Raw genomic sequence first — 19,029 nt, 5'->3', positions numbered from 1 at the left:
TTTTCTCTTCAACCGACCGGCTGTTTGTGTGAAGTGATTCACATCCGCCGTGTCGATGGAGGCGCATTATAGGGAGTTCTCTGCTGACCGCAATAGAAAAATTGCAGAAAAATGACTGTTTGCTGCATTCCCCAGCAAAACCCCTGGTTATACCCATTTACGCACAGACTTATCCACAAAATGCGCGTTCATCTCTTGGATCTTCTCACTCTGCAAACGATCTTTCAGGGATAAAAGCGGGGCCAGAATTTAAAAAGAAAAATTCGCGAGCGTTGCGCAAACGTTTTCGTTACAATGTCGCCGCAAAATGAGAATGCCCCATAAGGGGCGTTAGCTGAGTTTTTCACGAAAAATTCAGCTAACGCTCTCTGTAATCGTCAAATCCAGGGGATTTACCATGCAACAACGTCGTCCAGTCCGCCGCGCTCTGCTCAGTGTTTCTGACAAGGCCGGTATCATCGAATTCGCCCAGGCACTTTCCGCACGCGGTGTGGAGCTGCTGTCTACGGGGGGCACCGCCCGCCTGTTAGCAGAAAAAGGCCTGCCGGTGACCGAAGTTTCCGATTACACCGGTTTCCCGGAAATGATGGATGGACGCGTAAAGACCCTGCATCCAAAAGTCCACGGCGGCATCCTCGGTCGCCGCGGCCAGGACGATGCCATTATGGAACAGCACCACATCGCCCCTATCGATATGGTTGTCGTTAACCTGTATCCGTTCGCCGAAACCGTAGCACGCGAAGGTTGCTCGCTGGAAGATGCGGTAGAGAACATCGATATCGGCGGCCCGACCATGGTGCGCTCCGCCGCGAAGAACCATAGAGACGTCGCTATCGTGGTGAAGAGCAGCGACTACGACGCCATTATTAAAGAGATGGATGCTAACGAAGGTTCTCTGACCCTCGACACCCGTTTCGATCTCGCGATTAAAGCCTTCGAACACACCGCCGCCTACGACAGCATGATCGCTAACTACTTCGGCAGCATGGTTCCGGCCTACCACGGTGAAAGCAAAGAAGCCGCCGGTCGCTTCCCGCGTACGCTGAACCTGAACTTCATTAAGAAGCAGGATATGCGCTACGGCGAGAACAGCCACCAGCAGGCTGCCTTCTATATAGAAGAGAATGTGAAAGAAGCATCCGTTGCCACTGCACAACAGGTGCAGGGCAAAGCGCTTTCCTACAACAACATCGCTGATACCGACGCAGCGCTGGAGTGCGTGAAAGCGTTCAGCGAACCAGCCTGCGTAATCGTCAAGCACGCTAACCCGTGCGGCGTGGCGGTAAGTACCTCTATTCTCGACGCTTACGATCGCGCCTATAAAACCGACCCGACCTCCGCGTTTGGCGGCATCATCGCCTTCAACCGCGAGCTGGATGCCGAAACCGCGCAGGCCATCATCTCCCGCCAGTTCGTAGAAGTGATCATCGCCCCATCCGCCAGCGAAGAAGCGCTGAAAATCACCGCCGCCAAGCAGAACGTGCGCGTTCTGACCTGCGGTCAGTGGGCACAGCGTGTGCCGGGTCTGGACTTCAAGCGTGTTAACGGCGGCCTGCTGGTTCAGGACAGGGATCTGGGTATGGTGAGCGAAGCTGAACTGCGCGTGGTCTCTAAACGCCAGCCGACTGAGCAGGAACTGCGCGATGCGCTGTTCTGCTGGAAAGTGGCAAAGTTCGTGAAATCCAACGCCATTGTGTATGCCAAAGAGAACATGACCATCGGCATAGGCGCAGGCCAGATGAGCCGCGTGTACTCCGCCAAAATCGCCGGGATTAAAGCGGCTGACGAAGGTCTGGAAGTGAAAGGCTCCGCGATGGCCTCTGACGCCTTCTTCCCGTTCCGTGACGGTATTGATGCCGCTGCCGTTGTCGGCGTGAGCTGCGTTATCCAGCCTGGCGGTTCTATCCGTGATGATGAAGTCATTGCCGCTGCCGATGAACACGGCATTGCGATGATCTTCACCGACATGCGCCACTTCCGCCATTAATTCAGGGAGCAGACGATGAAAGTTTTAGTCATTGGTAACGGCGGGCGCGAACACGCGCTGGCCTGGAAAGCCGCACAGTCGCCGCTGGTTGATACCGTTTTTGTCGCACCGGGTAACGCCGGTACCGCGCTGGAGCCAGCGTTGCAGAACGTGGCTATCGGCGTCACCGATATTCCGGCACTGCTGAACTTTGCCCAGAACGAGAAGATCGATCTGACCATCGTCGGCCCGGAAGCGCCGCTGGTGATTGGCGTGGTCGATGCATTCCGCGCCGCTGGTCTGAAGATCTTTGGCCCAACCGAAGGGGCCGCACAACTGGAAGGCTCCAAAGCGTTCACCAAAGATTTCCTCGCTCGTCACCAGATTCCGACGGCGGAATACCAGAATTTCACCGAGATTGAGCCAGCCCTGGCTTATCTGCGTGAGAAAGGCGCGCCGATCGTCATCAAGGCCGATGGTCTGGCTGCGGGCAAAGGCGTCATCGTGGCGATGACGCTGGAAGAAGCCGAAGCCGCCGTTCATGACATGCTGGCAGGCAACGCCTTTGGCGATGCGGGCCACCGCATCGTGATTGAAGAGTTCCTCGACGGCGAAGAAGCGAGTTTTATCGTGATGGTCGACGGCGAGCACGTTCTGCCGATGGCTACCAGCCAGGACCACAAACGCGTGGGCAATGGCGATACCGGCCCGAATACCGGCGGTATGGGGGCCTACTCACCGGCGCCGGTGGTGACTGATGAAGTGCACCAGCGCACCATGGAACGCATCATCTGGCCAACCGTGAAAGGCATGGCAGCAGAAGGTAACACGTACACCGGCTTCCTGTATGCGGGTCTGATGATCGACAAGCAGGGCAACCCGAAAGTTATCGAGTTCAACTGCCGCTTCGGCGATCCGGAAACCCAGCCGATCATGCTGCGCATGAAATCGGATCTGGTGGATCTTTGCCTGGCCGCCTGCGACGGCAAGCTGGATGAGAAAACCTCCGAGTGGGACGAACGCGCTTCATTAGGCGTGGTGATCGCCGCGGGCGGTTATCCGGGCAGCTACAGCACCGGCGACGAGATCCACGGTCTGCCGCTGGAAGAAGTGGCTGACGGTAAGGTTTTCCACGCGGGCACCAAACTCGCCGATGACGACCGCGTGTTGACCAGCGGCGGACGCGTCCTGTGCGCCACCGCGCTGGGCCACACCGTGGCCGAAGCGCAGAAACGCGCTTACGCCCTGATGACCGACATCCGCTGGGACGGCAGCTTCAGCCGTAACGACATCGGCTGGCGCGCCATCGAGCGTGAACAGAACTAACGGCTGAGTTTAGCCAGCAGCGTTTTGCGCGTAATGCCCAATTGACGGGCGGCTTCGGTTTTGTTGCCGCCCGTTTTTTCCAGCGCCGCCAGAATCACCTCTTTTTCGACGTCCACCAGCGGTTGGATCTCACCACTGTATTCCGTTTTTATCGGCGTCGCGGCAATGGCCATTGGCAGCTCGCGTTCAGAAATGTATTCTCCCGTCAGCAACACCACCGCCCGCTCGATAGCGTTTTCCAGCTCACGGATATTGCCCGGCCAGTCGTAGTGGATCAGCAGATCCATCGCCTGCGGCGTAAACCCCTTCACCACTTTGCGGTTACGTTCGGCAAAACGCCGCAGAAAATGGTCTGCCAGTAGCGGAATATCTTCCCGACGTTGACATAATGCGGGCATTTCTATAGTGACCACGTTCAGACGGTAGTAGAGATCCTGGCGAAAACGCCCGGCACTGACCTCCTCGGCCAGATTACGATGCGTGGCGGCGATCAGCCGTACATCAACCGTCAGCGTCTGATTACCGCCAACGCGTTGCACCTCTCGCTCCTGGATAGCCCGCAGCAGGCGCACCTGCATCAGTGGTGAGATATCGCCAATTTCATCGAGGAATAAGGTGCCGCCGTCCGCTTCGACAAAACGCCCTTCCCGACGTTTATCCGCCCCGGTAAACGCGCCTTTTTCGTGGCCGAACAGCTCAGACTCCAGCAGCGATTCATTAAGCGCCGCGCAGTTGAGCGTGACCAGCGGTTTGTCGCTCCTGGCGCTACAGGCGTGTAGCGCCCGCGCCACCAGCTCTTTACCCGTGCCGGAGTCTCCGTGAATCAATACCGTGGCGTCTGATGGTGCGACCATCGCGATTTCATTCAGTAAATGTTGCATCGCCGGACTGCTGCCAATCATGCCAAACTGCGCAGCCGACGCCGATGGCAATTCAGCGCCCGTTTCCCGCGTATGCGCCAACGCCTTTTCCAGCGTCTCCTGCAGACGGTCAAAATCCAGCGGTTTAATTAAATAGTCGAGCGCGCCGGCTTTCAACGCCTCTACCGCCGTTTCCACGCTGGAGAATGCCGTCATAATCAAAATCGGAATGGCGGGATTGAGCGCTTTAATCTCTTTCAGCGTGGCGATACCGTCCATCTCCGCCATACGCACATCGCACAGTACCAGATCAAAGACTTTCTCACGCACCTGAGCCAACGCATCATGCCCACTGTAGGCCAGAGCGACGTTATAGCCCCAGCCCCGAAGCAGCGCCTGTAAAATCGTGCAGTGGCTTACATCATCATCCACAACCAGAATATCGATTTTTCCGCGTATCACCCTTGTTAATCCTGTTGTCTCGCTATCACTGGCAACCAGATAGTAAAGACCGCGCCTTTACCCTCAATACTTTTCACCTTAATCGCGCCGCCATGCTGTTCGATGATATTTTGCACCACCGCCAGCCCCAGGCCTGTCCCGTCAGCTTTGGTCGTAAAATAAGGTGTAAAAATCGCCTCCAGCTGATCCGGGGCGATCCCTTTCCCGCTATCGGTAACAGTGATGATAACGCGGTCAGTCCCACTTTCTTTTGCCTCTACGGTAATCGTTCCCTGGCGGCCAATCGCATGTATAGCGTTCAGGTACAGATTCAACAGCACCTGAGTCAGCCTGTCCGGGTCAGCCTGAATACGCTTAAGCGTCTCATTCGCCGTGAATCTCATCTGAATCTCTCTGCTTTGGGCATCCTGACTGACCAGATTCAGGGAGTGAGTAATAATATCATTGAGGTTAACCGTCTGGAGCGTCAGATGCGCGGGCTTTACCAGTTCAAGCAATTCGCTTACCACCCGGTTCAAACGGTCGGCCTCTTTGGCCATCACCTGCGCCAGTTCATGCGACTCGCCGCCGGCTGGCGTGCGCTCGGCAAAGTATTTCGCCAGCCCTTTGATGGACGAGAGCGGGTTACGAATTTCGTGCGCGACGCCCGCCGCCAGATGCCCCATCGCCACCAGCTTTTCTTTACGCTTCATTGCATCAAGCAGTTCTCTGTGCGAGCGCTGATAACGCTGATGCCAAAAAAACGCCAGTAACGTTGCCAACAGCACCGCCGCTAACGCAGACAAAACAATCAGCGTATTACGCCACTCCCTTGCCTGTGTCGCGGCCAGCTCGCTGGCGTCAAAGGCAATAAAAATAGTTTGTTTCGCTGGTTCGTCGTCATTGGCGCTACGCGCCATGCCGTGCCCCCTCATACCGTGACCTCTCATACCGAAAAGCGGCTGGAACTGACGGTAAATTTCCAGCGCAGGCACCGTCTCGCCGTTAGCAGCAACGTCGACACGCCGCCAACGCTCCTGCGGCCCGGGGTTTAGTTGATGCATTTCAGATGCGGAATAGAGCGATTTGCCCACCATGCCAGGGTTGCTATGAGTGATGATTACCCCCTGCGCATCCGTTACAGCGAACCACAACACGCCTGGCTGACCCGCCATCTCTTCCAGCAATGTCTGCTGCTGCGCGTGATGCATCCGCATTCCCATACCTACTCGCGTGCCGGACTCCAGAGCGCGAATGAGTACATTTCCCTTTTCCAGCAGCGTCTGCCTGGCGGCAGCGCTCTCACGGCCATAGTCGCGAATGACCATAATGGAAAATAGCCCCACCAGAATGAAGATCGCCGCAGGTAACAGCCGACTCAACCACGTTGCAGCGGCATCTTTATGTAATCGTATAAAACTCACAGGCTTCCCCGGCTCGTTTTTATTTTCCTTACTTAAGCAGAGATCATGCCATTCTTCGCTCCGCATAACCGCGCGTTGCCGCACACCCTTTCGGATACGGATGGGTAAAAATGACTCGCCAGGCGGGTCATGCGAGTCATTTTTACTCGCTTTTTGCCGCCTGAAGCGGGTTAACTCGCTGCCCGACAAGGAATAGTTACCTGGCACGGAAGATGCAAGAGAGAGGATAAGATGAGCAACAGGAGAACGCAAAATGAAACGGAACAATAAATCAGCTATCGCGCTAATCGCCCTCTCTCTTTTGGCCCTGAGCTCCGGCGCCGCCTTCGCCGGGCATCACTGGGGCAACAATGACGGTATGTGGCAACAGGGAGGTAGCCCGTTAACCACGGAACAGCAGGCGACGGCGCAGAAGATTTATGATGATTACTATACGCAGACCAGCGCGCTGCGCCAGCAACTGATATCCAAACGTTATGAATACAACGCGCTACTGACCGCCAGTTCGCCGGATACTGCGAAAATTAACGCGGTTGCCAAAGAGATGGAGTCATTAGGCCAGAAGTTAGATGAGCAACGCGTGAAACGGGATGTCGCGATGGCGCAGGCTGGCATACCACGCGGCGCAGGAATGGGCTATGGCGGTTGCGGCGGCTATGGCGGCGGTTATCATCGCGGCGGCGGTCATATGGGTATGGGAAACTGGTAAAGCATGTTTGCCGAATGGCGGCTTCGCCATTCGGTATTCCATCAAAAGGTTTTCGCTTGCGGCTGCCAGTGACAGAAATCTGAATTCGCCACCAGCAAAAGTTGCGATCCTTCCGGCGCCTCCAGCCATGCTACGCTCACCTCTACCGATGAGTGGTTCTGGCGGCGCTCAATGTGGCTTATTGCCCAGGAATCCAGATCCGGTTTCAGCGTTTCACCTTCACAGGTGGTTACCGTATGGTCGGCGTGCCAGCGTCCCTGGCGTAGTATGACCCGCCCCAGGCGCAAGGCGTCACTGGTCTGACGGATTTGTTCGGCGCGATAGCGATACAAGGCAATCTGATCGTTGGAAAGCTGCTGCTTCTGCCCCCCGACTTCACGCTGCATAAAACTGAGTTCGCCATGAGCGTCGAAACGCGCGCGAATATGTTCTGGCGGTTTGCTGTAAATATTGAGTTCAATAAGCGAAAGCGTATCACCCTGCCAACGATATTCGCTGGTCGTCGTGCTGCCGCTATGCCACGGGCTAAAAACAGAAAGCAGATGGACTTCATCGTTCGTATCTTTACGCCAGATACGCACCGCGCCGTGATCGCCGGCAAAGCCGCTGGCAGTAAACGGAGGCGGTGAAGCGTTATGACTGCAGGCAGTCAGCAACAGCGCGCCAGAAAACAGAAACGCGCGACGCCAGACGGACAAAAGGGGCTGATAAGCCCCTTCGATAAAACTGTTCACAGTTACGCGTCTTACTTAACTGCGTCTTTCAGAGCTTTACCAGAAACAAACGCCGGTACGTTAGCGGCGGCGATTTTGATTTCTTTACCGGTCTGTGGGTTACGGCCAGTGCGCTCAGCACGGTGGTTCACTTTGAAGGTACCGAAACCAACCAGTTGTACAGCATCGCCTTCTTTCAGAGACTCAGTAATAGCAGCCAGAGTGGATTCCAGAGCAGCTTTAGCCTGGGTTTTGGACAGTTCTGCTTTGTCTGCAATTACATCAATCAGTTGAGTCTTGTTCATAAGTTATCCTTACAATGTGTTTATCGCTTGCTAAGCATCGAGTGCGACGGAAATGCCAGAAAAGCACTCTCCTGCATACACGCACCGATAGCCACTTTTTTTCGCCTCCCAAATGTAGACCAGACGGGGGGCATAAGGGAAGCCTTATGGCACGACAAATCAGACGTTAAATCACGTTTTCTGGTGTCATTGCTGAAAATTTATACCGATATTGCTCTCACCAGCCTCGCGCAGGTCTGCCCTGAGCCCTTTTATCAGTTCAATATCGCGTTCTTCGCAGTCGGCTAAAAGTCGGAATATTTCCCACTGAATATCCCATTCCTGTTCAACGGCAGGGTTCGTTTTGAGCTCCTCATCGGTCATTTCCCGACCAGCCTGAGTCATTTCCAACATCGCCACCGTAGTAATGGAAGTCTTACTAACCTCAATAGCGTGTTCCAGCGTTTCGCCGCTAAGACGAGAATGCATTAATTCGCTTAATGCGACGCAGGCATCAATCGCCGGGTAAACGCCGTACAGATCATAGTCGTCAGCTGCCGGAATTGCCTCTTCAAACTTCTCCAGTTGGCTATCGAAATTGACCTTTGCATCTTTCACCGTCAGGGTTTCCCAGATCAGATCCAGAATGCGACGGTAGATCTGTCCGTCGCCGAATTCCGTCTGCTTGCAAAACATGGCGTAGTTCGGGTACATGCGCTCGCACAAGCAGGCCATAAAGGTAACGTGCTGCCAGCTTTCCAGCCGCTCCAGACGCAAATGAATCGGGTTTTGTAACATGATGGAATCTCGAATCGGAAATTAGCGGCAGTTTACCTGAATCAGCGCTGAATTTCTTGCCAACGAACAAACGCCGGACGTCCGGAAGCGACGGCATCCGCCCAGCGCGTCGGCTCCGGCAGGCGATACCCTTTCATACAGCGCTGTACCCACGCCAGCGCGCTGTCAGTACTGACCCGGTGCCCCGTCGCGATAAACAGCGGATTACAGCGCGCCTTGCTGCGCCATACCCACGCCAGTTGCTCGCCTTTATCCATTAAGGGGCTAAGTGTGCCAGGTTCGGTGGAAAGTGGCTCAAATTTACCGCATAGCCGTTTTTTCGCTACGCCGATGGTCGGCACGTCCACCAACAGTCCAAAATGACTGGCGACGCCAAGCCGACGCGGATGCGAAATACCGTGACCGTCCACAAACAGCAAATCGGGCTTTTGCGAGAGCTGTTCCCACGCCGCCAGCAGAGCAGGATATTCACGAAAAGAGAGAAAGCCGGGGATATACGGCATGGTGGTGGCAATACGCGCCACCTTGTACTCGACCAGTTCAAGCGACGGATATTTCAGCAACACCATCGCCGCCCGCGTCACCTCGCCCCCCTGCTCAAAACCGACGTCCGCCCCGCCGATAAACGCTGGCGGATCTTTGTCCAACCGATCTTCGCGGCAAACCGATGAAGCAAGTTCTATCTGTTGAGCGCGTAGCGACGCGAGATCCATACTAACTCCTTAGTTGTGATACTGCGCAGAAAGTCGGTGCACTGCCTCCACAAATGCGCCAGCATGTTCTGGCGGCACATCCTGATGGATGCCATGTCCAAGATTAAAGACGTGCCCTTCTCCCTGACCGAAACCAGCAAGTATAGTCGCTACCTCGTCTTCGATCCGTGCCGGCGGCGCATACAGCATCGAGGGGTCCATATTGCCCTGCAGCGCCACTTTATGGCCAACGCGACGGCGCGCATCGGCGATATCTGTCGTCCAGTCGAGACCCAGCGCGTCGCAGCCGGTTTCCGCCATCGCCTCCAGCCACTGACCGCCACCTTTAGTGAACAGCGTTACCGGCACGCGGCGACCGTCGTTTTCACGCAGCAGGCCATCGACGATTTTATGCATGTAGTAGAGGGAGAACTGCTGGTAATCGCGGCCAGTCAGCACGCCGCCCCAGGTGTCGAAAATCATCACCGACTGCGCGCCCGCTTTGATTTGCGCGTTGAGGTACAGCGTGACGCTTTTCGCCAACTTATCCAGCAGCAGATGCAACGCCTGCGGGTCAGCGTACATCATCTTTTTAATCACCGTGAAGGCTTTGCTACTGCCGCCTTCCACCATGTAAGTCGCCAGCGTCCACGGGCTGCCGGAGAAGCCGATCAGCGGAACCTCGCCTTTTAGTTCGCGGCGAATCGTACGCACTGCATTCATCACATAGCCCAGTTCATCTTCCGGATCGGGAATGGGCAGCTTATCGACATCGGCTTTGCAGGTGACAGGGGCCGTAAAGCGCGGGCCTTCCCCGGCTTCAAAATAGAGCCCCAGGCCCATCGCGTCCGGAATCGTCAGGATATCCGAGAAAAGGATCGCCGCATCAAGCGGATAACGGCGCAGCGGCTGTAAAGTGACCTCGCAGGCCAGTTCGGCATTTTTGCACAGCGACATAAAATCGCCCGCCTGAGCGCGAGTGGCTTTGTACTCCGGTAGATAACGGCCCGCCTGGCGCATCATCCACACTGGCGTAACATCAACGGGCTGGCGCAGCAGCGCACGTAGATAACGATCGTTTTTGAGTTCGGTCATTTTTACATTCCTTTAGCGTTGATGCGCCCAGTGTAACATGTCAATCATATTCAGCCCGACACATTGCCACCGTATCTTCGATCAAACGGCGCGCGACGGTGCCCGGTGGCGGTAGTAGCGGCAGATCGTCATAACGGTACCAATTTGCTTCCAACAGCTCTTTCGGGTCGATGACGATATCGCCGCTGTCGTACTCCGCCATGAAAGCGGTCATCAGCGACTGCGGGAACGGCCACGGCTGGGAAGTCACATAGCGCAGATTTTTCACCTTAATGCCGCTCTCCTCCATCACTTCACGCGCGACCGCCTGTTCTAAGGTTTCGCCGACTTCAACAAACCCGGCTAGCACGGTATGCACGCCGTTGCGGTGGCGAACGTGCTGGGCCAGCAGGATGGAATCCTCACGGCGGATCGCGACGATAATGCAAGGGGCGATTTGCGGGTAGTAACGCTCGCGGCAATGGCTGCACAGCATCGCCCATTCGGTTTTACTCGGGTGCATAGGGTGCCCGCAATAGCCGCAAAATTTATGCGACCGATAAAACTCCGCCAACTGTACGCCACGTCCCGCCAGTTGGAACAACCCGGCATCCTGATCGATAATCTGGCGAACCGATCCCATATCATGGCGTCGATGCTGTAACACCAGCCAGACGGGCTCGCCTTGCCATTCACCTATCCGGAGTGCGCGCTGCCCCACAAGATCGAAATTTGCCGCCAGCCCGTGTGGTAATTCCCCATACGGCAACCATAATTTTTGTTCATGGCTGACGATCCACCAGCCACTCTCTAATTTTTCAATTATACGATCCATAGCTCTTGCACTACCTTTGCTTCACTGGCATGTTGTTAACATTATTTTTACATTCATGGCGAGCAGCCTTTATCTAACTTGCGGAGACAATCATGCTAAACCAGCTGGAAAACCTGACGGAGCGCGTTGGCGGAAGCAACAAACTGGTCGATCGCTGGCTGGATGTACGTAAGCACCTGCTCGTGGCTTACTACAATCTGGTTGGCATTAAGCCTGGCAAAGAATCGTACATGCGGCTGAATGAAAAAGCGCTGGATGATTTTTGTCAGAGCCTGGTCGATTACCTTTCCGCCGGGCACTTCAGTATTTATGAACGTATTCTCCATAAATTGGAAGGAAACGGTCAGCTTTTACATGCGGCAAAAATCTGGCCGCTGCTGGAAGATAATACGCAGCGCATTATGGATTATTACGACACCAGTCTGGAAACTGCCATCGATCACGATAATTGTCTCGAATTTCAACAAGCTCTGTCAGATATCGGCGAAGCGCTGGAAGCCCGCTTTGTGCTGGAAGACAAGCTGATTATGCTGGTATTTGACGCGATGCACGACGGCGCCAGAGTCAAACGTCCCGCTTGAGTTCTGCGCGAGTAACGGGTAGTTTACTTCAGTCCCCTCTTCGGAGGGGCGGTTATCTTGTCGGAGTGCTAATTTTCCACAAAAGCGTTCGTGATGCGTCAAGGCGGCAAGTCGGTGAATCTCCAGGAGCTTACATAAGTAAGTGACTGGAGTGAGCGGACGAAGCCAACGAAGAGGCAGCGCGAAGGATGAAGTGGAAAAGGCTGAGACCGTTAATTCGGGATCCGCGGAACCTGATCAGGTTAATACCTGCGAAGGGAACAAGAGTAATTCTGCTTTATGCTGCTGCCTTTACGGGCGGCGCACATCCATTACTCCATCCGTCGTCTGACAAGCCACGTCCTTAATTTTTTGGAATGAGCTATGTCTACAACAACGTTAACCCGCCGCGAGCAGCGCGCTAAAGCCCAGCATTTTATCGATACGCTGGAAGGCACCGCGTTTCCCAACTCGAAACGCATCTACGTGACCGGTTCGCAGCATGATATTCGCGTACCGATGCGCGAAATTCAACTGAGCCCTACGCTCATCGGCGGCAGTAAAGAAAACCCGCAGTTTGAAGAGAACGAAGCCGTACCGGTATACGACACCTCCGGCCCCTATGGCGATCCTGAGGTGGCGATTAACGTCCAGCAGGGTCTGGCGAAACTGCGCCAGCCATGGATTGAAGCGCGGGCTGATGTAGAAACGCTTTCTGACCGCAGTTCTGCCTATACCCGCGAACGCCTGACAGATGAAGGACTTGACGCATTACGCTTTACCGGTCTGCTGACGCCAAAACGCGCCAAAGCCGGACACCGCGTGACGCAACTTCATTATGCCCGCCAGGGGATCGTCACTCCCGAAATGGAGTTCATCGCCATCCGTGAAAATATGGGCCGCGAGCGCATTCGCAGTGAAGTGCTGCGCCACCAGCATCCGGGGATGAGCTTTGGCGCGCGCCTGCCGGAAAACATTACCCCGGAATTCGTGCGTGATGAAGTCGCCGCGGGCCGCGCGATTATTCCCGCCAACATCAACCACCCGGAATCCGAGCCGATGATTATCGGCCGCAACTTCCTGGTCAAAGTGAATGCCAACATCGGTAACTCGGCGGTCACCTCCTCCATCGAAGAAGAGGTGGAAAAACTGGTGTGGTCGACCCGCTGGGGCGCGGACACGGTAATGGACCTTTCCACCGGCCGCTATATTCACGAAACCCGTGAGTGGATCCTGCGTAACAGCCCGGTACCGATCGGCACCGTCCCGATCTACCAGGCGCTGGAAAAGGTCAACGGGATCGCCGAAGATCTTACCTGGGAAGCGTTCCGCGACACGCTGCTGGAGCAGGCCGAACAGGGCGTCGACTACTTCACCATCCACGCGGGCGTGCTGCTGCGCTACGTGCCGATGACCGCCAAGCGCCTGACCGGGATTGTCTCACGCGGCGGTTCAATCATGGCGAAGTGGTGCCTCTCGCATCACAAAGAGAACTTCCTGTTCGAACATTTCCGCGAGATTTGTGAAATCTGCGCCGCCTACGACGTTTCCCTGTCGCTGGGCGACGGCCTGCGTCCCGGCTCCATTCAGGACGCCAACGACGAAGCGCAGTTCTCCGAGCTGCATACGCTGGGCGAATTGACCAAAATCGCCTGGGAATACGACGTGCAGGTGATGATTGAAGGCCCGGGTCATGTACCGATGCAGATGATTCAGCGCAACATGACCGAAGAGCTGGAGAGCTGCCACGAAGCGCCGTTCTACACCTTAGGGCCGTTGACCACCGATATCGCGCCGGGCTATGACCACTTCACCTCCGGCATTGGCGCCGCGATGATCGGCTGGTTTGGCTGCGCGATGCTGTGTTACGTGACGCCGAAAGAACATCTCGGCCTGCCGAACAAAGAAGATGTGAAACAGGGGCTGATCACCTACAAAATCGCCGCCCACGCAGCGGATTTAGCCAAAGGCCATCCGGGCGCGCAGATCCGCGATAACGCCATGTCGAAAGCGCGCTTCGAATTCCGCTGGGAAGATCAGTTTAACCTCGCGCTCGACCCGTTCACCGCCCGCGCTTATCACGATGAAACCCTGCCGCAGGAGTCCGGTAAGGTCGCCCACTTCTGTTCCATGTGCGGGCCGAAATTCTGCTCGATGAAAATCAGCCAGGAAGTGCGTGATTACGCCGCCGCGCAAACCATCGAAGTCGGCATGGCGGATATGTCGGAAAATTTCCGCGCCAAAGGCGGCGAAATTTATCTCAAGCGGGAGGAAGCCTGATGTATCAGCCTGATTTCCCAACCGTACCGTTCCGCCTCGGACTTTACCCGGTGGTGGATAGCGTTGCATGGATTGAGCGCCTGCTGGAGGCGGGCGTACGCACGATCCAGCTGCGTATCAAAGATAAGCGCGATGAAGAGGTGGAAGCCGACGTTATCGCCGCCATCGCACTGGGGCGTCGTTATGACGCCCGCCTGTTTATCAACGATTACTGGCGTCTGGCAATTAAGCACCGCGCTTACGGCGTGCATCTGGGCCAGGAAGACCTTGAAACCACCGACCTGAAAGCGATTCAGGCGGCGGGCTTACACCTGGGCGTATCGACCCACGATGATATGGAGATAGACGTGGCGCTGGCCGCTAAGCCTTCTTATATCGCACTCGGCCACGTCTTCCCGACGCAAACCAAGCAAATGCCTTCCGCCCCGCAGGGACTGGCGCAGTTGGCCAGTCATATTGAACGACTGGCGGATTACCCGACCGTCGCGATCGGCGGCATCAGCCTTGAACGCGCTCCGGCGGTACTGGCGACCGGCGTCGGCAGCGTGGCTGTGGTTAGCGCCATTACCCAGGCGGCAGACTGGCGTGAAGCCACCGCGCAACTGCTGGCAATCGTGGGAGTCGGCGATGAATGACCGTGACTTTATGCGCTACAGCCGGCAAATCCTGCTCGGCGATATCGCCATTGAAGGCCAGCAACAGCTGCTCGCGAGTCATGTGCTGATCGTGGGTTTAGGTGGGTTAGGTTCACCTGCCGCGCTGTATCTGGCGGGAGCAGGCATCGGCAAACTGACGCTGGTAGACGATGACGACATTCATCTGAGCAATTTGCAGCGCCAGATTCTATTTACCACCGATGATATCGCGCGTTCAAAATCTCAGGTTGCCCAGCAGCGCCTGACACGGCTCAACCCGGATATCGAACTGGTCTCGCTCCAGCAGCGACTAAAAGGCGATGCGCTCCGGCATGCGGTCTCGCGAGCCGACGTGGTGCTCGACTGTACCGATAACATGGCCACGCGCCAGGAAATCAACGCCGCCTGCGTAGCGCTCAATATCCCACTCATCACCGCCAGCGCCGTCGGCTTTGGCGGTCAGTTGATGGTACTCACGCCGCCGTGGGAACAAGGCTGTTACCGCTGCCTGTGGCCAGATGATGTGGAGCCGGAACGCAACTGCCGCACCGCTGGGGTGCTCGGTCCGGTGGTGGGCGTGATGGGCACTTTGCAGGCGCTGGAGGCGATTAAATTACTCAGCGGTATTGAGACGCCCAGCGGAGAGCTACGCCTGTTTGACGGCAAAACCAGCCAGTGGCGCAGCCTCGCGCTGCGTCGCGCCAGCGGCTGTCCGGTATGCGGAGGGCAGCATGCAAATTCAATTCAATGATGAGCCGATGCAGTGCGCCGAAGGGCAAACCGTCAGCGGGCTGCTTATCCAGCTCAACCAGCTCAAACCGGGCGCAGCGTTGGCGCTCAATCAGCAGATCCTGCCGCGCGAGCAGTGGGAACAGCAAATCGTGCAGGAAGGCGACCAGATCCTGCTTTTTCAGGTTATTGCAGGGGGTTGAGATGTTACGTATTGCCGACAAAACGTTTGATTCACATCTGTTCACCGGTACCGGGAAGTTTGCCTCATCGCAACTGATGGTCAAGGCAATTCGCGCTTCCGGCAGCCAGTTGGTGACGCTGGCGATGAAGCGCGTGGACCTGCGCCAGCACAACGACGCTATCCTGGCGCCGCTGATTGAAGCGGGCGTCACGCTGCTGCCCAATACCTCCGGGGCGAAAACTGCCGAAGAGGCGATCTTCGCCGCCCAGCTGGCGCGTGAAGCGCTGGGCACAAACTGGTTGAAATTAGAAATCCACCCGGATGCCCGCTGGCTATTGCCGGACCCGATCGAAACGCTAAAAGCCGCCGAGGCGCTGGTGAAGCAGGGTTTTGTAGTGCTGCCCTACTGCGGCGCGGATCCGGTGTTGTGCAAGCGGCTGGAAGAGGTCGGCTGCGCGGCGGTGATGCCGCTTGGCGCGCCTATCGGTTCGAATCAAGGGCTGGAAACCAAAGCGATGCTGGAGATTATTATCCAGCAGTCCACCGTACCGGTGGTGGTTGATGCGGGCATTGGCGTGCCCAGCCATGCGGCGCAGGCGCTGGAAATGGGCGCTGATGCGGTGCTGGTCAACACCGCGATTGCCGTGGCGGACGATCCGGTGATGATGGCAACCGCTTTCCGTCTGGCGGTGGAAGCCGGATTACTGGCGCGTCAGGCGGTGCCGGGTAATCGTAGCACCTACGCCAGCGCCACCAGCCCGCTCACCGGATTTCTGGAGGCGTTAGCATGAAAACCTTCACCGACCGTTGGCGGCAACTGGAGTGGGACGATATTCGCCTGCGCATCAACGGTAAAACCGCCGCCGATGTGGAGCGGGCGCTGAATGCTTCACGCCTCAACCGCGAGGATATGATGGCGTTACTTTCCCCCGCTGCCGCCGATTATCTTGAGCCGCTGGCGCAGCGGGCACAAAGGCTGACCCGCCAGCGCTTTGGCAACACCGTCAGTTTCTATGTGCCGCTTTATCTCTCAAACCTCTGTGCCAACGACTGTACCTACTGCGGCTTCTCGATGAGCAACCGCATCAAGCGTAAGACGCTGGATGAGGTGGATATTCAAAGGGAGTGCGATGCTATCCGTAAACTGGGCTTTGAGCATCTGTTGCTGGTGACTGGCGAACATCAGGCCAAAGTAGGAATGGACTATTTTCGCCGTCATTTACCGGCTATCCGCCGTCAATTTTCATCATTACAGATGGAAGTCCAGCCCTTGTCGCAAGAAAACTATGCGGAGCTCAAAACGCTGGGGATCGATGGCGTGATGGTTTATCAGGAAACTTACCATGAGGCAATCTATGCACAGCATCACCTGAAGGGAAAGAAACAGGACTTTTTCTGGCGGCTGGAAACGCCGGATCGGTTAGGCCGGGCAGGTATCGACAAAATCGGTCTTGGCACGCTAATTGGTCTGTCGGACAGCTGGCGGGTTGATTGCTATATGGTGGCGGAGCATCTGTTGTGGATGCAAAAACAGTACTGGCAGAGCCGTTACTCCATCTCGTTTCCTCGCCTGCGGCCCTGCGCCGGAGGCGTTGAACCCGCATCGATCATGGACGAGCGACAGTTGGTACAAACCATTTGCGCGTTTCGTTTACTGGCGCCAGAAATTGAGCTATCGCTTTCCACCCGCGAATCGCCCTGGTTCCGAGACCATGTGATTCCTCTGGCAATCAACAACGTCAGCGCCTTCTCAAAAACCCAGCCCGGCGGCTACGCTGACGATCATCCGGAACTGGAGCAGTTTTCTCCCCACGATGACCGTCGGCCAGAAGCCGTAGCAAGCGCGTTAAGCGCGCAAGGATTGCAGCCCGTCTGGAAAGACTGGGACAGTTGGCTGGGGCGCGCTTCGCAAATGCGGTGAACCCGTATGTAAACGCATTAGTATTTCACGAGCGAGTACGTAATGTGAAAAACGGGAGATTGTTATCGACCTCCCGTTTTTTTATGTCCGTTCTGAACAGCACTGCGATTTTAAAGTGGCGTTGTAGTAGAGAAAACTGAGCAACAAATATTTTTTCGCAGAAATTTGATAGTTTATGCCAATATTTTATGTATTCAATAGCATGATTATTGTCATTTCCGCTACTGCACATGCCTCGCCCATGAACTTTGCGTAAACTGACTGGTATTCATTATAATGTTATCATGCTTAAACTCAATAAAATCGCAAAAACAATTATAATCTTCATTTAAAGAATAATTAAAATGTTTTCTAATTCCATTACATACACCATCAGAATAGGGATCAGCATCAAATTTAGTATGCATTATTTCCAATCCAGCAAGTAAAGCCGGGTGGTTATTGCGATCAACAGCTATTATCCCGTTCTCCATAGAAGCACGGCCATCTATCCTTTCTACATGAACAGCGATTCCATCCGGAATATATATACCCCCCAGTTTTTCCGTGATAATCATATCAGCATCGAGATATATACACCCACTATTTGTTGATAAATCATAACACCCAACCTTATCCGCCTCCAGGAATAACTGACCAGCCTTTAACATAGCCATATTCCTGTAAAAATCAAACCATACATGGCCTTTATCCAGTAAGTAAGATTTAATTAATGAATCATTATCCTCTTGAATATCACTCAATTCTTTTTTCAATAGCTGCAGTAAATGACAATCCCTTTTTTCTTCTGGCATGGATTCTTGCTTAGAAATATTTTCCATATAAATTTCTGATAATTTTTTATCGTACATGCTAAAGTCAATATCATTTCTATATATGACTTTTATGTTTTCATAGTCATACTCAAGTTTTGAAAAAGCATCCTTTTGTCCCGGAAAAAAATCACCATCTACAAAAATACCTATAAGACGTTCTTTTTCAATTGTTGCTGCTTTAATGATATTGTTAAGGTAGGGGTTTTTCTCTGTGTTAATTATAGGTATATCATTTTTCCCAAAGCGAGCAGGATTCCGCTCAAACCACTGGAAAAGAAGAGGGGTCTTCTCATCTAATAAGCACAAGGGATAATCTTTTCCATTAAAACTTGTAAAATGAATGTCCCTGTTGGTAACAGTTTTAACCAATTCATTTTTTGAAAGCGCGGGAACATATCTATTTAATGGTGGAATCATAACAATTAAATGCTCCATGCTTACTTAATTACATATTTTACATGATGATTATTAGCACATGTTTTTTAGCGTTGCAATCGCTGTCAGCTAAAAGATGTTAAACTAAGCATTAACCGATGGATACATAAATATCTTACTAGTGAGCAATTAAATAAATAATTTATTAACTTTATTTTTATTCCAGAAATGGCATCATATTTATAATTCCTGTAATAAGAGCAAACAAAGACCTTAATGGAATTAAATACTCCATTTAATAATTTGAAATTTCCCGCGTAAACAACCAATAAAACAGGTTTATTATTTAATGTATGAACAGCAGGCATTTTATAATGGCGAGCCAATAGACTTTAATAACTTAGATTT

Annotated in this window: 19 protein-coding genes and 1 riboswitch; of the genes, 10 read left to right on the top strand and 9 right to left on the bottom strand. The window is 54.3% G+C overall.

What is annotated here, in order from left to right:
• Positions 1-397: 397 nt before the first annotated feature.
• Together purH and purD are read left to right on the top strand one after the other, a co-directional pair.
• Entirely contained in the window at positions 398-1,987 is a 1,590-nt protein-coding gene (gene purH, locus ACLJQJ_RS22865) for a bifunctional phosphoribosylaminoimidazolecarboxamide formyltransferase/IMP cyclohydrolase (RefSeq protein WP_063809391.1), read from the top strand.
• A 15-nt stretch (positions 1,988-2,002) separates the two neighbouring features.
• Entirely contained in the window at positions 2,003-3,292 is a 1,290-nt protein-coding gene (gene purD, locus ACLJQJ_RS22860) for a phosphoribosylamine--glycine ligase (protein WP_052932737.1), read from the top strand.
• On the opposite strand, the gene zraR is transcribed toward purD, so the two are convergent.
• Both zraR and zraS read right to left on the bottom strand, forming a co-directional pair.
• A complete protein-coding gene (gene zraR / locus ACLJQJ_RS22855; protein ID WP_063809390.1) occupies positions 3,289-4,614 on the bottom strand; it encodes a sigma-54-dependent response regulator transcription factor ZraR in 1,326 nt (441 codons plus the stop codon). The genes purD and zraR overlap by 4 nt on opposite strands.
• A 5-nt stretch (positions 4,615-4,619) precedes the next feature.
• Positions 4,620-6,017: a two-component system sensor histidine kinase ZraS gene (zraS, locus tag ACLJQJ_RS22850; RefSeq protein WP_063809392.1), complete on the bottom strand. Its 1,398-nt coding sequence runs from the start codon at positions 6,015-6,017 to the stop codon at positions 4,620-4,622.
• A 253-nt stretch (positions 6,018-6,270) separates the two neighbouring features.
• On the opposite strand from zraS, the gene zraP reads away from it, so the two are divergent.
• On the top strand, positions 6,271-6,726 hold the full coding sequence (gene zraP / locus ACLJQJ_RS22845) for a zinc resistance sensor/chaperone ZraP (RefSeq protein ID WP_000828129.1): 456 nt from the start codon (positions 6,271-6,273) through the stop codon (positions 6,724-6,726).
• 41 nt (positions 6,727-6,767) lie between these two features.
• On the opposite strand, the gene ACLJQJ_RS22840 is transcribed toward zraP, so the two are convergent.
• From ACLJQJ_RS22840 to nudC, 6 genes are all read right to left on the bottom strand, one after another.
• Positions 6,768-7,460: a DUF1481 domain-containing protein gene (locus tag ACLJQJ_RS22840; RefSeq protein WP_001083940.1), complete on the bottom strand. Its 693-nt coding sequence runs from the start codon at positions 7,458-7,460 to the stop codon at positions 6,768-6,770.
• Positions 7,461-7,471: 11 nt separating this feature from the next.
• Positions 7,472-7,744, bottom strand: a complete 273-nt coding sequence (hupA, locus tag ACLJQJ_RS22835) for a nucleoid-associated protein HU-alpha (protein ID WP_001044509.1) — start codon at positions 7,742-7,744, stop codon at positions 7,472-7,474.
• Positions 7,745-7,930: 186 nt separating this feature from the next.
• Positions 7,931-8,521 (bottom strand): YjaG family protein, encoded by a 591-nt coding sequence (locus tag ACLJQJ_RS22830; protein ID WP_000940092.1) that lies wholly within the window; start codon positions 8,519-8,521, stop codon positions 7,931-7,933.
• A gap of 41 nt (positions 8,522-8,562) precedes the next feature.
• Positions 8,563-9,234, bottom strand: coding sequence for a deoxyribonuclease V (gene nfi / locus ACLJQJ_RS22825; RefSeq protein ID WP_000362364.1), 672 nt, complete (start codon positions 9,232-9,234; stop codon positions 8,563-8,565).
• A gap of 9 nt (positions 9,235-9,243) precedes the next feature.
• A complete protein-coding gene (gene hemE / locus ACLJQJ_RS22820; RefSeq protein WP_000137619.1) occupies positions 9,244-10,308 on the bottom strand; it encodes a uroporphyrinogen decarboxylase in 1,065 nt (354 codons plus the stop codon).
• Positions 10,309-10,348: 40 nt separating this feature from the next.
• Complete coding sequence (nudC, locus tag ACLJQJ_RS22815) at positions 10,349-11,122, bottom strand: NAD(+) diphosphatase (protein ID WP_052940814.1); 774 nt, start codon at positions 11,120-11,122, stop codon at positions 10,349-10,351.
• Positions 11,123-11,214: 92 nt separating this feature from the next.
• Between nudC and rsd the strand changes: the two genes are divergently transcribed.
• From rsd to thiH, 7 genes are all read left to right on the top strand, one after another.
• On the top strand, positions 11,215-11,703 hold the full coding sequence (gene rsd, locus ACLJQJ_RS22810; RefSeq protein ID WP_000934315.1) for a sigma D regulator: 489 nt from the start codon (positions 11,215-11,217) through the stop codon (positions 11,701-11,703).
• 51 nt (positions 11,704-11,754) lie between these two features.
• A riboswitch (TPP riboswitch) is annotated at positions 11,755-11,980 on the top strand.
• 86 nt (positions 11,981-12,066) lie between these two features.
• Complete coding sequence (thiC, locus tag ACLJQJ_RS22805) at positions 12,067-13,962, top strand: phosphomethylpyrimidine synthase ThiC (RefSeq protein ID WP_063809389.1); 1,896 nt, start codon at positions 12,067-12,069, stop codon at positions 13,960-13,962.
• Positions 13,962-14,597 carry a thiamine phosphate synthase gene (thiE, locus tag ACLJQJ_RS22800; RefSeq protein WP_063809388.1) on the top strand — a complete coding sequence of 212 codons (636 nt, stop codon included), beginning with the start codon at positions 13,962-13,964 and terminating at the stop codon, positions 14,595-14,597. Before thiC ends, thiE begins: the two co-directional genes overlap by 1 nt.
• Positions 14,590-15,348: a HesA/MoeB/ThiF family protein gene (locus ACLJQJ_RS22795; protein ID WP_063809387.1), complete on the top strand. Its 759-nt coding sequence runs from the start codon at positions 14,590-14,592 to the stop codon at positions 15,346-15,348. The genes thiE and ACLJQJ_RS22795 overlap by 8 nt, the downstream gene beginning before the upstream one ends.
• A complete protein-coding gene (gene thiS, locus ACLJQJ_RS22790) occupies positions 15,329-15,529 on the top strand; it encodes a sulfur carrier protein ThiS (protein WP_023194129.1) in 201 nt (66 codons plus the stop codon). Before ACLJQJ_RS22795 ends, thiS begins: the two co-directional genes overlap by 20 nt.
• 1 nt (position 15,530) lies before the next feature.
• Positions 15,531-16,301: a thiazole synthase gene (gene thiG / locus ACLJQJ_RS22785; RefSeq protein ID WP_063809386.1), complete on the top strand. Its 771-nt coding sequence runs from the start codon at positions 15,531-15,533 to the stop codon at positions 16,299-16,301.
• The gene (gene thiH / locus ACLJQJ_RS22780) at positions 16,298-17,431 is read left to right on the top strand and encodes a 2-iminoacetate synthase ThiH (RefSeq protein WP_063809385.1); all 1,134 of its coding nucleotides are present in this window, start codon (positions 16,298-16,300) and stop codon (positions 17,429-17,431) included. Before thiG ends, thiH begins: the two co-directional genes overlap by 4 nt.
• 221 nt (positions 17,432-17,652) lie before the next feature.
• Here the strand turns inward: thiH and ACLJQJ_RS22775 are convergent, their stop codons facing one another.
• Positions 17,653-18,681, bottom strand: a complete 1,029-nt coding sequence (locus ACLJQJ_RS22775; RefSeq protein ID WP_063809384.1) for a type III secretion system effector arginine glycosyltransferase SseK1 — start codon at positions 18,679-18,681, stop codon at positions 17,653-17,655.
• Positions 18,682-19,029 lie beyond the last annotated feature (348 nt).

Source organism: Salmonella sp. SAL04202, from assembly GCF_046550775.1.
Classification (GTDB): domain Bacteria; phylum Pseudomonadota; class Gammaproteobacteria; order Enterobacterales; family Enterobacteriaceae; genus Salmonella; species Salmonella enterica.
This window is presented reverse-complemented; position numbering and strand designations above follow the sequence as displayed.

What these genes read in the sequence shown, in the direction of transcription:
- purH (WP_063809391.1), top strand. Translation starts at nt 398, where the DNA reads ATGCAACAACGTCGTCCAGTCCGCCGCGCTCTGCTCAGTGTTTCTGAC.
- purD (WP_052932737.1), top strand. Translation starts at nt 2,003, where the DNA reads ATGAAAGTTTTAGTCATTGGTAACGGCGGGCGCGAACACGCGCTGGCC.
- zraP (WP_000828129.1), top strand. Translation starts at nt 6,271, where the DNA reads ATGAAACGGAACAATAAATCAGCTATCGCGCTAATCGCCCTCTCTCTT.
- hupA (WP_001044509.1), bottom strand. Translation starts at nt 7,744, where the DNA reads ATGAACAAGACTCAACTGATTGATGTAATTGCAGACAAAGCAGAACTG.
- ACLJQJ_RS22830 (WP_000940092.1), bottom strand. Translation starts at nt 8,521, where the DNA reads ATGTTACAAAACCCGATTCATTTGCGTCTGGAGCGGCTGGAAAGCTGG.
- nfi (WP_000362364.1), bottom strand. Translation starts at nt 9,234, where the DNA reads ATGGATCTCGCGTCGCTACGCGCTCAACAGATAGAACTTGCTTCATCG.
- hemE (WP_000137619.1), bottom strand. Translation starts at nt 10,308, where the DNA reads ATGACCGAACTCAAAAACGATCGTTATCTACGTGCGCTGCTGCGCCAG.
- nudC (WP_052940814.1), bottom strand. Translation starts at nt 11,122, where the DNA reads ATGGATCGTATAATTGAAAAATTAGAGAGTGGCTGGTGGATCGTCAGC.
- rsd (WP_000934315.1), top strand. Translation starts at nt 11,215, where the DNA reads ATGCTAAACCAGCTGGAAAACCTGACGGAGCGCGTTGGCGGAAGCAAC.
- thiC (WP_063809389.1), top strand. Translation starts at nt 12,067, where the DNA reads ATGTCTACAACAACGTTAACCCGCCGCGAGCAGCGCGCTAAAGCCCAG.
- thiE (WP_063809388.1), top strand. Translation starts at nt 13,962, where the DNA reads ATGTATCAGCCTGATTTCCCAACCGTACCGTTCCGCCTCGGACTTTAC.
- ACLJQJ_RS22795 (WP_063809387.1), top strand. Translation starts at nt 14,590, where the DNA reads ATGAATGACCGTGACTTTATGCGCTACAGCCGGCAAATCCTGCTCGGC.
- thiS (WP_023194129.1), top strand. Translation starts at nt 15,329, where the DNA reads ATGCAAATTCAATTCAATGATGAGCCGATGCAGTGCGCCGAAGGGCAA.
- thiG (WP_063809386.1), top strand. Translation starts at nt 15,531, where the DNA reads ATGTTACGTATTGCCGACAAAACGTTTGATTCACATCTGTTCACCGGT.
- thiH (WP_063809385.1), top strand. Translation starts at nt 16,298, where the DNA reads ATGAAAACCTTCACCGACCGTTGGCGGCAACTGGAGTGGGACGATATT.
- ACLJQJ_RS22775 (WP_063809384.1), bottom strand. Translation starts at nt 18,681, where the DNA reads ATGGAGCATTTAATTGTTATGATTCCACCATTAAATAGATATGTTCCC.